The organism is Agrococcus sp. UYP33, from assembly GCF_054060915.1.
In genome coordinates, this window is the sequence record NZ_JBSSDR010000001.1 from 1,210,068 (window position 1) to 1,223,296 (window position 13,229).

Annotated in this window: 14 protein-coding genes; 10 read left to right on the plus strand and 4 right to left on the minus strand. The window is 70.1% G+C overall.

Annotated features, from left to right (window positions below):
- Positions 1-2 precede the first annotated feature (2 nt).
- The 6 genes from ACVWW9_RS05950 to ACVWW9_RS05975 all read left to right on the plus strand — a co-directional run bounded on the left by ACVWW9_RS05950 (position 3) and on the right by ACVWW9_RS05975 (position 5,542).
- Positions 3-365: a DUF1048 domain-containing protein gene (locus ACVWW9_RS05950; protein WP_456514762.1), complete on the plus strand. Its 363-nt coding sequence runs from the start codon at positions 3-5 to the stop codon at positions 363-365.
- Positions 362-1,171: an ABC transporter ATP-binding protein gene (locus ACVWW9_RS05955; protein WP_456514763.1), complete on the plus strand. Its 810-nt coding sequence runs from the start codon at positions 362-364 to the stop codon at positions 1,169-1,171. The genes ACVWW9_RS05950 and ACVWW9_RS05955 overlap by 4 nt, the downstream gene beginning before the upstream one ends.
- Positions 1,168-1,929 carry an ABC transporter permease gene (locus ACVWW9_RS05960; protein ID WP_456514764.1) on the plus strand — a complete coding sequence of 254 codons (762 nt, stop codon included), beginning with the start codon at positions 1,168-1,170 and terminating at the stop codon, positions 1,927-1,929. The genes ACVWW9_RS05955 and ACVWW9_RS05960 overlap by 4 nt, the downstream gene beginning before the upstream one ends.
- Before the next feature lie 87 nt (positions 1,930-2,016).
- Entirely contained in the window at positions 2,017-3,771 is a 1,755-nt protein-coding gene (locus tag ACVWW9_RS05965; protein ID WP_354257162.1) for a circularly permuted type 2 ATP-grasp protein, read from the plus strand.
- On the plus strand, positions 3,771-4,700 hold the full coding sequence (locus tag ACVWW9_RS05970) for an alpha-E domain-containing protein (protein WP_123698465.1): 930 nt from the start codon (positions 3,771-3,773) through the stop codon (positions 4,698-4,700). Before ACVWW9_RS05965 ends, ACVWW9_RS05970 begins: the two co-directional genes overlap by 1 nt.
- Positions 4,697-5,542, plus strand: coding sequence for a transglutaminase family protein (locus tag ACVWW9_RS05975; protein WP_354257159.1), 846 nt, complete (start codon positions 4,697-4,699; stop codon positions 5,540-5,542). The genes ACVWW9_RS05970 and ACVWW9_RS05975 overlap by 4 nt, the downstream gene beginning before the upstream one ends.
- Positions 5,543-5,664: 122 nt before the next feature.
- Here ACVWW9_RS05975 and nhaA read toward each other — a convergent pair whose 3' ends face one another.
- Entirely contained in the window at positions 5,665-6,927 is a 1,263-nt protein-coding gene (gene nhaA / locus ACVWW9_RS05980) for a Na+/H+ antiporter NhaA (protein WP_456514765.1), read from the minus strand.
- Positions 6,928-7,083: 156 nt separating this feature from the next.
- Here nhaA and ACVWW9_RS05985 point away from each other — a divergent pair, with 156 nt between their 5' ends.
- Positions 7,084-7,374, plus strand: coding sequence for a DUF2277 domain-containing protein (locus tag ACVWW9_RS05985; RefSeq protein ID WP_456514766.1), 291 nt, complete (start codon positions 7,084-7,086; stop codon positions 7,372-7,374).
- Positions 7,375-7,448: 74 nt separating this feature from the next.
- Here the strand turns inward: ACVWW9_RS05985 and ACVWW9_RS05990 are convergent, their stop codons facing one another.
- The 3 genes from ACVWW9_RS05990 to ACVWW9_RS06000 all read right to left on the minus strand — a co-directional run bounded on the left by ACVWW9_RS05990 (position 7,449) and on the right by ACVWW9_RS06000 (position 9,757).
- Complete coding sequence (locus ACVWW9_RS05990) at positions 7,449-8,423, minus strand: Gfo/Idh/MocA family protein (protein WP_456514767.1); 975 nt, start codon at positions 8,421-8,423, stop codon at positions 7,449-7,451.
- 18 nt (positions 8,424-8,441) lie between these two features.
- Complete coding sequence (locus ACVWW9_RS05995) at positions 8,442-9,008, minus strand: hypothetical protein (RefSeq protein ID WP_456514768.1); 567 nt, start codon at positions 9,006-9,008, stop codon at positions 8,442-8,444.
- Between the two features lie 233 nt (positions 9,009-9,241).
- Positions 9,242-9,757, minus strand: a complete 516-nt coding sequence (locus ACVWW9_RS06000) for a hypothetical protein (protein ID WP_456514769.1) — start codon at positions 9,755-9,757, stop codon at positions 9,242-9,244.
- 129 nt (positions 9,758-9,886) lie between these two features.
- Between ACVWW9_RS06000 and ACVWW9_RS06005 the strand changes: the two genes are divergently transcribed.
- The 3 genes from ACVWW9_RS06005 to ACVWW9_RS06015 all read left to right on the plus strand — a co-directional run bounded on the left by ACVWW9_RS06005 (position 9,887) and on the right by ACVWW9_RS06015 (position 13,219).
- Positions 9,887-11,248 (plus strand): NAD(P)H-dependent oxidoreductase, encoded by a 1,362-nt coding sequence (locus tag ACVWW9_RS06005; protein WP_354257141.1) that lies wholly within the window; start codon positions 9,887-9,889, stop codon positions 11,246-11,248.
- Positions 11,249-11,338: 90 nt separating this feature from the next.
- Entirely contained in the window at positions 11,339-11,893 is a 555-nt protein-coding gene (locus tag ACVWW9_RS06010; protein WP_456514770.1) for a TRAP transporter small permease, read from the plus strand.
- Positions 11,894-11,896: 3 nt separating this feature from the next.
- Positions 11,897-13,219, plus strand: a complete 1,323-nt coding sequence (locus tag ACVWW9_RS06015) for a TRAP transporter large permease (RefSeq protein ID WP_456514771.1) — start codon at positions 11,897-11,899, stop codon at positions 13,217-13,219.
- The last annotated feature ends 10 nt before the right edge of the window (positions 13,220-13,229 follow it).

Genomic DNA, 13,229 nt, shown 5'->3' on the forward strand with positions numbered 1-13,229 from the left:
CCATGTCGATCTTCGAGAAGATCATCGGCGACTTCGAGGGCAAGCGTCAGTACCGCGAGTACAAGGCGCGCGTGAAGGCGCTGCCGGAGCCCTACCGAGCGAGCGGTGCAGCGCTCGAGCGGTACGTGATGAACCTGGGCGCGGGCAACGACACCGCGATGCTGCTCACCATGCTCGACGACCTCGTGACGCTGCTCGAGCAGGGTGCCGAGGCACGAACGCCCATGCACGAGCTGCTCGGCGACGACGCGGTCGACTTCGCCGAGACCTTCCTCGCCAACTACCCGCAGGGCAGCTGGATCTCGAAGGAGCGCGCCCGCCTCAACGCCTCGATCGCCAAGGCCGTCGCCGAGGGGGAGCAATGAGCACCGCGATCGCGGAGCCGGTCATCCGCGTCCGCGGCGTCGAGAAGTCGTACAAGGCGCTCTCGGTGCTGCGCGGCGTCGACCTCGACGTCGAGCGGGGCACGATCGTCGCCCTGCTCGGCTCGAACGGCGCCGGCAAGACCACGCTCGTGCGCATCCTCGCGACCCTGCTGCGGCAGGATGCGGGCACGGCGACCGTCGAGGGCCACGACGTGCGCACCGACGCGGCCGCCGTCCGCGAGGCGATCAGCCTCACCGGGCAGTTCGCCGCCGTCGACGAGATCCTCACCGGCCGCGAGAACCTCGCGCTCGTGGCGCGCCTCCGCCACCTGCCGGAACCAGGCACGATCGCCGACGCCCTGCTCGCGCGCTTCTCGCTCGTCGAGGCGGGCGGCCGCCGGGTGGGCACCTACTCGGGCGGCATGCGCCGCCGGCTCGACATCGCGATGAGCCTCATCGGCTCGCCGCCGGTCATCGTGCTCGACGAGCCGACGACCGGCCTCGACCCGCAGGCCCGCAACGAGGTGTGGGATGCGGTGCGCGAGCTCGCGCGCTCGGGCACGACGGTGCTGCTCACGACGCAGTACCTGGAGGAGGCCGAGCAGCTCGCCGACCGCATCGCGATCCTGCACGAGGGCCGCATCGCGGTCGACGGCACGCTCGCCGAGCTCCGCGCGCTGCTGCCCAAGGCGACCGTCGAGGTCGTCGAGGTGCAGCCCACCCTTGAGGAGGTCTTCCTCGCCATCGTCGGCCGCGCCGGCACCGATGCGCCGACCGCGGCGCCCGCCTCCGAGGAGACGTCATGACCACGCACGCCGTCGGCGACACCGCCGTGCTCACCGGGCGCTCGCTGCGCCACATCCTCCGCAGCCCCGACACGATCATCACCACCGCGGTGATGCCGATCGCGTTCCTCGTGCTGTTCGTCTTCGTCTTCGGCGGCGCGATCGACGTGGGCGGCGCCTCGTACGTCGACTACCTGCTGCCGGGCATCCTGCTCATCACCGTCGCCTCGGGCATCGCGTACACCGCCTACCGGCTGTTCCTCGACCTGCAGGCCGGCATCGTCGAGCGCTTCCAGTCGATGCCGATCGCGCGCTCCTCGGTGCTGTGGGCGCACGTGCTCACCTCGCTCGTGGCGAACCTCGTCTCGGTCGCGATCGTGATCGGCGCCGCGCTGCTCATGGGCTTCCGCTCGGGCGCCGGCGTGCTCGCCTGGCTCGGCGTCGCCGGCATCCTCACGCTCTTCACGCTCGCCCTCACCTGGATCGCCGTCATCGCCGGGCTCGCGGCCAAGACCGTCGACGGCGCGAGCGCCTTCTCCTACCCGCTCATCCTGCTGCCGTTCGTCTCGTCGGCCTTCGTGCCCACCGAGTCGATGCCCGGCCCGGTGCGCTGGTTCGCCGAGCACCAGCCGGTCACGTCGATCGTCGACGCCATCCGGGCGCTGCTCGGGCAGCAGCCGGTGGGCGCCGAGCTGTGGATCGCGCTCGGCTGGTGCGTCGGCATCCTCGCCGTCGCGGCGGTGCTCGCAACCGCCCTGTATCGCCGCAAGGTCGGCTGACGGTGCGGTCGACGGCCCCGGGGATCCGCGGATCCGCCGGGGCCGCCGACACGAGCCGGAAACAGCGATCCGGCTAGGCTCGCGGACATGGGCGATCTGTTCGACGACTACGACAAGCCCTTCGCGAACCCCCGGAAGCGCGAGGGCACGGCGTGGGATGAGATGTTCGAGAGCAAGGGCGCCGCGCGCGGCCCGTACAAGCCGCTGTACGACGCCCTCTCCGAGCTGACGAAGGACGACCTCCGCACGCGCGCCGACGCGCTCGCCACCTCCTACCTCGCGCAGGGCGTCACCTTCGACTTCGCGGGCGAGGAGCGGCCGTTCCCGCTCGACGCCATCCCGCGCATCATCACCGCCGAGGACTGGCGCCACGTCGAGTCAGGCGTGCAGCAGCGCGTGCGGGCCCTCGAGGCGTTCCTCGCCGACATGTACGGCCCGCAGCGCGCGGTCGAGGACGGCATCGTCCCGGCGAAGCTCATCTCCACGTCGACGCACTTCCACCGCCAGGCCGCCGGCGTCGTCGGCGCGAACGGCGTGCGCATCCACGTCTCCGGGATCGACCTCATCCGCGACCAGGACGGCGAGTGGCGCGTGCTCGAGGACAACGTGCGCGTGCCCTCCGGCGTCTCGTACGTCATCTCGAACCGCCGGGTGATCGCGCAGACGCTGCCCGAGATGTTCTCGACCATGCGCGTGCGCCCGGTCGGCGACTACTGCGACAAGCTGCTCCATGCGCTGCGCGCCGCAGCGCCCGCCGGCGTCGACGACCCGCGCGTCGTCGTGCTCACGCCCGGCGTCTACAACTCCGCCTACTTCGAGCACACGCTGCTCGCGCGGCTCATGGGCGTCGAGCTCGTCGAGGGCCGCGACCTGTTCACCTCCGGCGGCCGCGTCTACATGCGCACGACGGAGGGGCCGGCGCGCGTCGACGTCATCTACCGCCGCGTCGACGACGACTACCTCGACCCGCTGCAGTTCCGCGCCGACTCGATGCTCGGCAGCCCGGGCCTCATGCTCGCCGCGCGGCTCGGCAACGTCACGATCGCCAACGCGGTCGGCAACGGCATCGCCGACGACAAGCTCGTCTACACCTACGTGCCGGAGCTCATCCGCTACTACCTGTCGGAGGAGCCGATCCTCAAGAACGTCGACACGTGGCGGCTCGAGGATCCGGGCGCGCTCGAGGAGGTCATCGACCGCCTGCACGAGCTCGTCGTGAAGCCCGTCGACGGCTCGGGCGGCAAGGGCCTCGTCGTCGGCCCCGACGCGACGCCCGAGGAGCTCGAGGCGCTCAAGCAGCGGCTGCTCGACGACCCGCGCGGCTGGATCGCGCAGCCCGTCGTGCAGCTGTCGACCATCCCGACGCTCGTCGAGGACGGCATGCGCCCCCGCCACGTCGACCTCCGCCCGTTCGCCGTCAACGACGGCAAGGATGTCTGGGTCCTGCCCGGCGGCCTCACGCGCGTCGCGCTGCCCGAGGGCCAGCTGGTCGTGAACTCGTCGCAGGGAGGCGGCTCGAAGGACACCTGGGTGATCGCCGGCGCTCGCGAGCAGCTGCCGCTCATCGACCACGACGCCGAGTTCGGCGCGTCCGGTGAGCCGATGACCCGGCCGATCTCGATCATCGCCGGCCACGAGCACCCGCAGGACCAGTCGCCGCAGGACGCCCCGCGCGGCCAGGGCGAGCAGCAGCAGCAGAGCCAGTCGCAGTCGCAGTCGCGCGGCGGGCAGCGGCAGTCGCAGCGCCAGTCGCAGTCCGCTTCCTCGCGTCGGGAAGCGGTCGGTGGAGCCGATCGCGGACTGAGACAGCACCGGCCCGACACGGAAGGCACGCAGCCATGATGCTCAGCCGCATCGCCGAGAGCCTGTTCTGGATCGGCCGCTACATCGAGCGGGCCGACGGCACCGCCCGCATCCTCGACGTCTACCTCCAGCTGCTGCTCGAGGATGTCGCGGTCGACGAGGACACCGCCTGCCGCGCACTGCTCGGCGTGATGGGCCACGATGCGCCGCCGGAGCGCAAGCTCACGCGCGTCGACGTCGTGAACTCGCTCGCGACCGACCGCACGCAGCCGGCGTCGATCGCGTACTCCGTGAACGCTGCCCGCGAGAACGCCCGCCGCGCGCGCGAGATCATCTCGACCGAGCTGTGGGAGGTGCTCAACGCCACCTACGCGAACATGCCGCGGCGCGTGAGCCCCGACCAGGTGCACCAGATGTTCGGCTGGGTTCGCGAGCGCTCGGCGCTCGCGAGCGGCATGGCCGACTCGACGGTGAGCCACGACGACGCGTGGAGCTTCTTCACGCTCGGCCGCTCGATCGAGCGCGCCGACATGGTCGCGCGGCTGCTCGCGACCCGCGCGCTCACCGAGGCGTCCGGCCCGTCGTGGACGACCATCCTGCGCTCGGTCGGCGCCTACGAGGCCTATCTGCGCACCTACCGCGGCGTGCCCTCGAGCACGAACGCGGCTGAGTTCCTGCTGCTCGACCGGCTCTTCCCGCGCTCGATCCTGTTCTCGGTGCGCAGCGCCGAGGCGTGCCTGCAGGACATCGAGCCGCGGCAGGAGCGGGTCGGCTACGTCGACATCGCCCAGCGGATGCTCGGTCAGATCCGGGCGGAGCTCGAGTTCCGCCCGATCCAGGACATCATCGAGGACCTGCCGGTCGTGATGGACAAGGTCCAGACGACCACGACGAACGTGTCGCACGCCGTGCGGGAGCGCTACTTCCCGACCCACAACATGCCCGCCTGGACCAGGGAGGCATCGTGAGCCGCATCCGCATCCGTCACACCACCGGCTACCGCTATGAGCAGCCCGCCGTCGCGTCGTACAACGAGTCGCGCATGCTGCCGTCGACGTCCGACGGCCAGTTCGTCATCTACTCGAACCTCGACATCCGCCCCAACACCTCGATCAACACCTATGAGGACTACTGGGGCACGAAGGTCGTCTCGTTCGACGTGCTCGCGCCGCACACCGAGTTGCAGCTGACCGCCACGAGCCTCGTCGAGGTGCGCCCGCGCCTCACCGGCGGCCACGACCTGTCGTGGGAGCAGCTCGAGAAGGTCGCGCTGCGGGCCACGCAGTACGTCGAGCAGCTCGGCCAGACGATCCGCACGCGCCCGACCGACGACCTCATCGCCGCCGCGCAGGAGATCCGGGATGCGTCCGAGACGCCGGGCGCCGCCGCCGCGGCGATCGCGCGCATGGTCGGCGAGGAGATGGAGTACATGTCGGGCGTGACGCACGTGCACACGCTCGCCGCCGAGGCGTGGACCAACCGCAAGGGCGTCTGCCAGGACATCGCGCACATCACGATCGGCGCGCTGCGGCACGTCGGCATCCCGGCGCGCTACGTCTCGGGCTACCTCCACCCGCGGCCGAACGCGCAGATCGGCGAGACGATCCGCGGCGAGTCGCACGCGTGGGTGGAGTGGTTCACCGGCGAGTGGAACGCGTGGGACCCGACGAACCTCATCGACATCGGCGAGCGCCACGTCAAGGTCGGCCTCGGCCGCGACTACAACGACGTGCCGCCGCTGCGCGGCGTCTACGCCGGTGCCGGCAAGAGCCAGCTCTTCGTCAGCGTGGAGATCACGAAGGAGTCCTGACCACCCGCTGGTCGAGGAGCAGCCGGCGGAGCCGACCGCGTACTCCTGATCACTCGCTGGTCGAGTAGCAGTCGGCGCAGCCGACCGCGTATCGAGACCACCGGCGTCCCGACGAGCGTTCGTCAACCGCCGATGCGGGCCTGACGGGCGTCGGGCACGCCGTCCTCGTTCTCGTCGGCGCTCCGCGCGCGGCGAGCATCCCACCGCAGCAGCGGAGCGGCGAGCAGGGCTGCGAGCCCCGAGCCCAGCAGGACGCCGAGCTTGGCGGCGTCCGTGCGGCCGGCGTCGTCGAAGGACAGCTCGCCGATGAGGAGCGACACCGTGAAGCCGATCCCGGTGAGCAGCGCGACGGGCAGGAGGTCGCGGATCCCGATGCCGTCGGGAAGCCGCAGCGGCGTGCAGCGGACCACCAGCGTCGAGACGCCCAGCACGCCCAGCAGCTTCCCCACGACGAGGCCGGCGGCGACCGCGAGCAGGACGGGCTGGTCTGCCAGCAGGTCGGCGAAGCCGCCGCTGTCGACCACGGACACGCCCGCCGCGCAGAACGCGAAGACGGGCAGGGCGATGGCGGTCGCCCAGGGCCGCACCGCGGCTTCGTGGCGATGCGTGCGCGGCTCCCGCTCGCCGAAGACGGCGCGCGCCGGCACCGTGGCGCCGAGCAGCACACCGGCGATCGTCGCGTGCACACCCGACTCGTGCATGAGCCACCAGGCGACGAGCGCGATCGGGATGAGCAGCCACCACGACGAGAAGCGGGACCGCACGAGCAGGCCGAACGCGGTGATGGCGAGGATCGAACCGAGCAGCGCGAACGCCTGCACGCCGGCCGTGTAGAAGACGGCGATGACGACGATCGCCAGCAGGTCGTCGACGACCGCGAGCGTCAGGAGGAAGGTCCGCAGGCCGACGGGCAGCCCGCGGCCGAAGATCGCCAGCACGGCGAGCGCGAACGCGATGTCGGTCGCGGCGGGGATGGCCCAGCCCGTGAGCGCGGTGCTGTCGCCGGCGATCACCACGATTGCTGCGAAGAAGAGCGCGGGCAGCGCCATCCCTCCGATGGCGGCGAGCACCGGCACGGCCGCCCGCCTCGGATCGCGCAGGCTGCCGGCGACGATCTCGTGCTTGAGCTCCACGCCGACGACGTAGAAGAACACCGCGAGGAGCCCATCGGCCGCCCACGCGCCGACGGAGAGGTCGAGGTGGAGTGCCTCCGGTCCGATGCGGGTGGCCATGAGGTCGGCGTAGGTCTCGCGCCAGGGCGAGTTCGCCCAGACGAGGGCTGCAGCTGCCGCGACGAGCAGCAGCACGCCGCTCGTCGTCTCGAGCCGCAGCAGCTGGGCGAGGCGTGCTCGGCGCGAGCCGATCGGGGTGCGGGGGGCTTCCATAGAGGGTCTCCTCTCGGCACCGCGCAGCCGGATCGCCGAGCGGCACGCCGACCAGGCTTCCCGGCACACCAGCCACCAGGCTACCGGCCCCGGCGGGAGCCCCGCTCGTCGGTCGTGGTCTGGCCGGGTCGTGCCCAGCGGTCTACCGTGGTCGCCATGTGCAGGAACATCACCGAGCTGCGGGGGCTGCAGCCCGCGGCCAACGACGAGGAGATCGAGGCCGCCGCGCGGCAGTACGTGCGGAAGGTCTCTGGCATCACGCATCCGACCGATCGCACGCGCGACGCGTTCGAGCGCGCGGTCGCCGAGATCGCGCACATCACCGAGCACCTGCTCGCCGACCTACCGGACCGGCGCCAGCCGCCGCAGACCGTCCCGCCGCTCCGCCGCCCGGAGGTGCGAGCGCGCATCGCGGAGCGCGAAGCGACCGCGGCAGCCGCGAGCTGACCCGAATCCTCAACGTCGCCAGTGGTCGCTCGCGCCGCTATACCGGCCGAGCAACCACCCGCGACGTTGAGAATTCAGGCGGATGCGCGCATCTGCGCGGTGATCTCGTCCATCACCCGCATGATGGCGACCGTCTCGTCGAGCGGCATGAGCGGGCTCTCGAGCTGCCCTGCCGCGACGCAGCGCTCGACCTCTGCGGCTTGGAACTGCATCCCGCGTCCGTCGGTCTCGGGCACGAATGTCTCCTTGTCGCCGGATGCGTGGCGCCGCGTGAAGCCGGTCCACACGTAGAACGCGGGGTCGAGCTCGATCACGCCCTCGGTGCCGGCGATCGAGCCGCGGTTGGAACCGAGCGTCTCCATCGAGAACGTCACGGTCGACATGCGACCGTCCTCGTGCGTGAGGATCGCCGAGCCGCGGTGGTCGACGCCCGCCGCGTCGACGGCACCCGCAGCTCGGACGCGCGTCACCGGGCCGAGGAACGCGTGCGCGAGCGAGACGCAGTAGACGCCGAGGTCGAGGAGCGCGCCGCCGCCGAGCGCCGGCTCGATCATGCGGCCACCGGGGGAGAGGTCGAGCATCTGCGAGTGGTCGGCGGTGACGCTCACGAGCTCACCGAGCTCGCCCGCCGCGATGCGCTCGCGCACGGCCACCATCGTCGGCAGGAAGCGCGTCCACATCGCCTCCATCACGAAGACGCCCTTCGCGCGGGCCGCGTCGACGACCTCCTGCGCTTCGTCGCCGGTCGTGGTGAACGCCTTCTCGACCAGGACGTGCTTGCCCGCCTCGATCGCGAGCAGCGCGTGCTCGCGGTGCAGCCCGTGCGGCGACGCGACGTAGATGATGTCGACGTCCGGATCGGCGACGAGCGCCTCGTAGCTGCCGTGCGCGGTCGGGGCGCCGTGCGTCGTCGCGAACGCCTGGGCGCGACCCTGATTACGGCTGCCGACCGCGACGAGGCGGTGGCCGCCGACGGCGAGATCGCGGGCGAATGCTCCGGCGATGCCGCCGGGCGCGAGGATGCCCCAGCCGGGCGAGGAGGTCGTCATGCGGCGACTCTAGCCGCGTCACCCGCATCCCGGGGCCGAGGGGCTCGCCATGCAGTCGCCGTTCGTGAGCACGGTCTCGACCTCGAAGATCTTCACGCTGACGGGCGGCGCCTCGACCGGGAGAGTGCCGGGCACCGCGAACCAGCCGCCGCCCGCGTCGACCTCGGCGGTGAACACGACGGTGAGGGATGCGGTGACGTCGTCGCGCTCCGCGTAGGCGTGGCTCGTCGCGGTCTCCGTCCACGACTCGTCGGTGCCGCTCCATGCCGCGCCGGATGCGTCGCTCGTCTCCGTCGTGCCGTCGCCGTAGTCGAAGACGTAGGAGGTGGGAGTCCAGCGGACCTCGATCGGAGCGTCGAACAGCTCGCCGTCCATCGTGTGCGTCTCTGCGGTGGCGTAGAAGTTCGTCGGCGTGCCGACGACACCCCAGCCGTCCGGCTCGACGACGAGCTCGCCCACGATCGGCCGGAACTGCGCGAGGTCGTTGATGGTGATCGGCTGGCCGACGTCCGCGACACCAGGGCGATTGTCGATGACGGCGAAGTTCATCCGCTCGCACGTCACTGGGTCGGTGCCTGCGTCCATGCACTCCTGGTAAGGCGTCGGACGTGGCTTCGCCGCGGGGCCGGCGCCTGCCCCTGCGCCCGAACCACCAGTGCCAGCGCCGCTGCTAGAACCGACGATCACCAAGGCCCCCGAGGCCGGGTCAAGTTCGCAACGATCGGTAATCACATCTAGTTCGGTGCAGGTAGCAGGACCAGTAGCAGCTTGGATCAGCGACGTGAAGGCAAACACTAGAAGGCAAACGCCTGATTGCACTACGCGCATATGTTCTCGTCCTCACTCAAGTCGAGGACCGCCACGAGTAGCCGGCCGTCCGTGCGGCGCTCAAACGTGACCGTCCAGGCGTCGAGGCCTTCTCCCTGACGGACATCCCCATTCGCTTGTGTCGTGCGAACGTTCTCTGCGCTGGTGCACATGTGCGCCGTCAGGCCGCTCTGGCTTCGCTCCGTGATCTCGAGGGCGGTGACCTCCAGTACTCCGCGACTGACTTCGCCCCGGTCGAGGGTTGCTTGAATCTGGGCGGCGAACTCGGCGGCGAACGCCGGAGTTGCATGCTCTTCCAGGCCGGGTCCCGAGGCAGAGCCCCGCCCGAATTGCTCGTCGACATCGCTGTAGAAGTCGGCAAACGCTTGGGTCGCCTCCATGACCAGTTCAGCGTCGCTAGTCGGCGTCGCGACCGGCGTCGTCGACTCCGTCGGCTCCGGCGGCGTGCAGCCCGCGAGGGCGAGCGCCGCGACGAGCGCGACGCCTGCTGCGAGCCTCCGGAGCATGGGGGCAGAGTACGCCGCCCTGCAGCCGCTCGGTCAGGCCTCTCCACAGCTCGCACTTGACGAGATCGCCAACGGTGTTTTACTGTCAACAGTAGAACAGCACGAGATGCCCACTGCAAAGGAGCAGTCATGAACCTCCACGCGCTACTGCGTCGTCGAGCGGCCGAGTCCGGCCCCATCCGAGTCGGCGTCATCGGTGCCGGCAAGTTCGCGTCGATGTTCCTGACGCAGGCATCCGTCACCCCCGAGTTCCACGTCGTCGGCGTCGCCGACATCAACGTGCCGAAGGCGAAGGACGCCCTCTCGCGTACCGGCTGGTCGGCCGACCGCTACGCCGCCACCTCGCTCGACGAGGCTGCCCGCACCGGCCTGACGGCCGTGATCGACGACTCGATGGCGCTCATCAAGCACCCCTCGGTCGAGGTCATCCTCGAGATCACCGGCAACCCGATCGTCGGCACCGATCACGCGGTCGCGGCCATCGACAACGGCAAGCACGTGATCATGGTCAACGTCGAGGCCGACTGCATGGTCGGCCCGCTCCTGCAGCGCCGCGCTGCCGCCGCCGGCGTCGTCTACTCGATGGCCTACGGCGACCAGCCCGCGCTCATCTCCGAGCTCGTCGACTGGTGCCGCACGGTCGGCTTCGACGTCGTCGGCGCCGGCAAGGGCACGAAGTACCTGCCCGAGTACCACTACTCGACGCCCGACACCGTCTGGGACTACTACGGCTTCACCCCCGAGCAGCTCGCCTCGGGCGACTTCAACCCGAAGATGTTCAACTCGTTCCTCGACGGCACGAAGTCGGCGATCGAGATGGCCGCCGTCGCGAACGGCACCGGCCTCGAGCCGCAGCTCGAGGGCCTCCACTTCCCGCCCGCGGGCGTCGACGACCTCCCGCGCATCTTCCGCGAGCGCTCGGTCGGCGGCGAGCTCGACCGCCGCGGCACCGTCGAGATCGCCTCGAGCCTCCACCGCGACGGCTCCGAGGTCGAGCGAGACATCCGCTGGGGCGTCTACGTCACCTTCGAGGCGAAGACCGACTACGCCGTGCAGTGCTTCGCCGAGTACGGCGTGAAGACCGACGAGACGGGCCGCTACGGCTCGCTCTACCGGCCGTACCACATGATCGGACTCGAGCTCGGGGTCTCGATCGCGAGCGCCGTGCTGCGCGGCGAGCCCACCGGCGCCCCCACGGGCTTCCGCGGCGACGTCGTCACGACGGCGAAGCGCGATCTCAAGGCCGGCGAGACGCTCGACGGCGAGGGCGGCTTCACCGTCTTCGGCAAGCTCCGCCCCGCCAGCTTCTCGCTCGAGCAGGAGGCGCTCCCGCTCGGCCTCGCGCACGGCGCGAAGCTCATCCGCGACGTGCCGAAGGACCGCTCGGTCACCTGGAACGACGTAGATGCGGACGGGTCGCTCGCGGCCGTCCGGTTCCGCCGAGAGCTCGAGGCGGAGTTCCGCGCCGAGCAGTCCGTCACGGTTTCATAACGCGCGCGTTCTACTGTTGACAGTAGAACGCAACCACGGTTCACTCGTCTCAGGCACCGTCGCCTCACCACTCGCAAAGGAGCGAAACCCATGCCACGACTGATCCATCAGATCATGTCGACGCTCGACAAGATCGTCCAATGGTTCTGCGTGCTCTGCCTGGTCGTGATCACCGTCGCGGTGACCTGGCAGGTGATCTCGCGCTACGTCACGCGTGACTCCGCATCCTGGACCGTCGAGGTCTCGTCGCTCGCGTTCGTCTGGCTCTCGATGTTCGCCATCGCCCTCGGTGTCCGTCAGGGACGCCACATGGTGCTCGACATCTGGGAGTACGCGCCGGCCCACCGCTGGCTCCGCGTCACCGTGACGACGGTGGCGAGCGCGCTCGTGCTCTTCACCCTCGCCGTGCTCGTCTGGTACGGCATCGATGCGCTGCCGAGCGCGATGCGCCGCAACATGCCGGGCATCGATCTGCCCTTCGGCATCATCTCGCTCGCCGTGCCCGTGGGCTGCTCGTTCTCCGCTCTGTTCGCCATCGAGGCGTGGTGGAAGCTCGTCCGCAACACCGACCCTGAGGTCGACCCGCTCCCGTCGAGCGTCCTGTTCCAGTCCGAAGAGGACACGCTTGTGAAGGGTGAGGTGTAACCCATGGGTCCTCTGCTGCTCGGCAACTTCGTGGGAGCGATGCTCCTGCGCGTCCCCATCGGCTTCGCGCTCGCGCTCGCGTCGATCATCACCATCTGGCTCGTCACCGACACGCCGCTGACCATCGGCGCCCAGCGCATCGTCGCGGGCATCACGCCGTTCGCGCTGCTCGCCATCCCGCTCTTCATCCTCGCGGGCGGCATCATGAACGCCGGCGGCATCACGAAGCGACTGCTCAACCTCGCCGACTCGATCGTCGGTGGGATGCGCGGCGGTCTCGCGCAGACGAACGTGCTCTCCGCACTGTTCTTCGGCGGCATCTCGGGCTCGGCGGTCGCCGACATCTCGAGCCTCGGCCGCATCCTCATCCCCGCGATGAAGGCGCGGAACTACCGGGCCGCATACACGGCCGCCGTCACGGCCGCCGCGCCGATCGTCGCGCCGATCATGCCGCCGTCGATCACGATGATCGTCTACGGCGTGGTCTCCGGAACGTCCATCGGCGCGCTGTTCTTCGCCGGCATCATCCCCGCGCTGCTCTACATCGCGATGCTGATGGTCGCCGTGCACCTGACGGTGCGCAAGCAGGGCTTCACCGACGAGCTGGTCGCCAACACGACGAACATCGAGCTCATCGGCAAGACGCCCAAGGAGGAGCGCCCGAAGTTCCTGCCGTCGCTCGTCGGGTCGCTGCCGGCGCTGCTGCTGCCGCTCATCATCCTCGCCGGCATCCGCTTCGGCTGGTTCACCGCCACGGAGGCGGCCGCGGTCGCGGTGGTCTACGCACTGCTCGTCGGCCTGTTCATCTACCGGGAGCTCACCTGGAAGAAGCTCGTCACGGCGCTCGCCGAGTCGGGCCTCATGGTCGGCCTCATCATGCTCGTGCTCGCCGCGGCGCAGCTCTACTCGTGGGCGCTCACGTCCGGCGGCGTGCCGCAGGCGGCGGCGGAGGCGATCTTCGGCTTCACCGACAACCTCGTGGTGCTCCTCATCCTCGTCAACATCATGCTGCTCATCGCGGGCATGTTCATCGAGGCGAACGCTGCGCTGATCATCATCACGCCGATCCTGCTGCCGGTGATGACGTCGCTCGGGGTCGACCCCGTGCACCTCGGCATCATCATCGTCGTCAACCTCGGCATCGGCCTCATCACGCCGCCGGTCGGCATCGCGCTGATGCTCTCCGCCGAGATCTCGAAGGTCAAGTTCATCTCGGCGATCCGAGCCTCGTGGCCATTCCTGCTCACCGGCCTCATCTTCATGCTCCTCATCACCTACGTCCCGCAGATCTCGCTCTGGCTGCCATCCGTGCTGCTCGGCGAGTGACCGCGATCCA

What these genes read in the sequence shown, in the direction of transcription:
- ACVWW9_RS06015 (WP_456514771.1), top strand. Translation starts at nt 11,897, where the DNA reads ATGGGTCCTCTGCTGCTCGGCAACTTCGTGGGAGCGATGCTCCTGCGC.
- ACVWW9_RS05995 (WP_456514768.1), bottom strand. Translation starts at nt 9,008, where the DNA reads ATGGACGCAGGCACCGACCCAGTGACGTGCGAGCGGATGAACTTCGCC.
- ACVWW9_RS06000 (WP_456514769.1), bottom strand. Translation starts at nt 9,757, where the DNA reads ATGCTCCGGAGGCTCGCAGCAGGCGTCGCGCTCGTCGCGGCGCTCGCC.
- ACVWW9_RS05990 (WP_456514767.1), bottom strand. Translation starts at nt 8,423, where the DNA reads ATGACGACCTCCTCGCCCGGCTGGGGCATCCTCGCGCCCGGCGGCATC.
- ACVWW9_RS06005 (WP_354257141.1), top strand. Translation starts at nt 9,887, where the DNA reads ATGAACCTCCACGCGCTACTGCGTCGTCGAGCGGCCGAGTCCGGCCCC.
- ACVWW9_RS05960 (WP_456514764.1), top strand. Translation starts at nt 1,168, where the DNA reads ATGACCACGCACGCCGTCGGCGACACCGCCGTGCTCACCGGGCGCTCG.
- ACVWW9_RS05970 (WP_123698465.1), top strand. Translation starts at nt 3,771, where the DNA reads ATGCTCAGCCGCATCGCCGAGAGCCTGTTCTGGATCGGCCGCTACATC.
- nhaA (WP_456514765.1), bottom strand. Translation starts at nt 6,927, where the DNA reads ATGGAAGCCCCCCGCACCCCGATCGGCTCGCGCCGAGCACGCCTCGCC.
- ACVWW9_RS06010 (WP_456514770.1), top strand. Translation starts at nt 11,339, where the DNA reads ATGCCACGACTGATCCATCAGATCATGTCGACGCTCGACAAGATCGTC.
- ACVWW9_RS05950 (WP_456514762.1), top strand. Translation starts at nt 3, where the DNA reads ATGTCGATCTTCGAGAAGATCATCGGCGACTTCGAGGGCAAGCGTCAG.
- ACVWW9_RS05965 (WP_354257162.1), top strand. Translation starts at nt 2,017, where the DNA reads ATGGGCGATCTGTTCGACGACTACGACAAGCCCTTCGCGAACCCCCGG.
- ACVWW9_RS05955 (WP_456514763.1), top strand. Translation starts at nt 362, where the DNA reads ATGAGCACCGCGATCGCGGAGCCGGTCATCCGCGTCCGCGGCGTCGAG.
- ACVWW9_RS05985 (WP_456514766.1), top strand. Translation starts at nt 7,084, where the DNA reads ATGTGCAGGAACATCACCGAGCTGCGGGGGCTGCAGCCCGCGGCCAAC.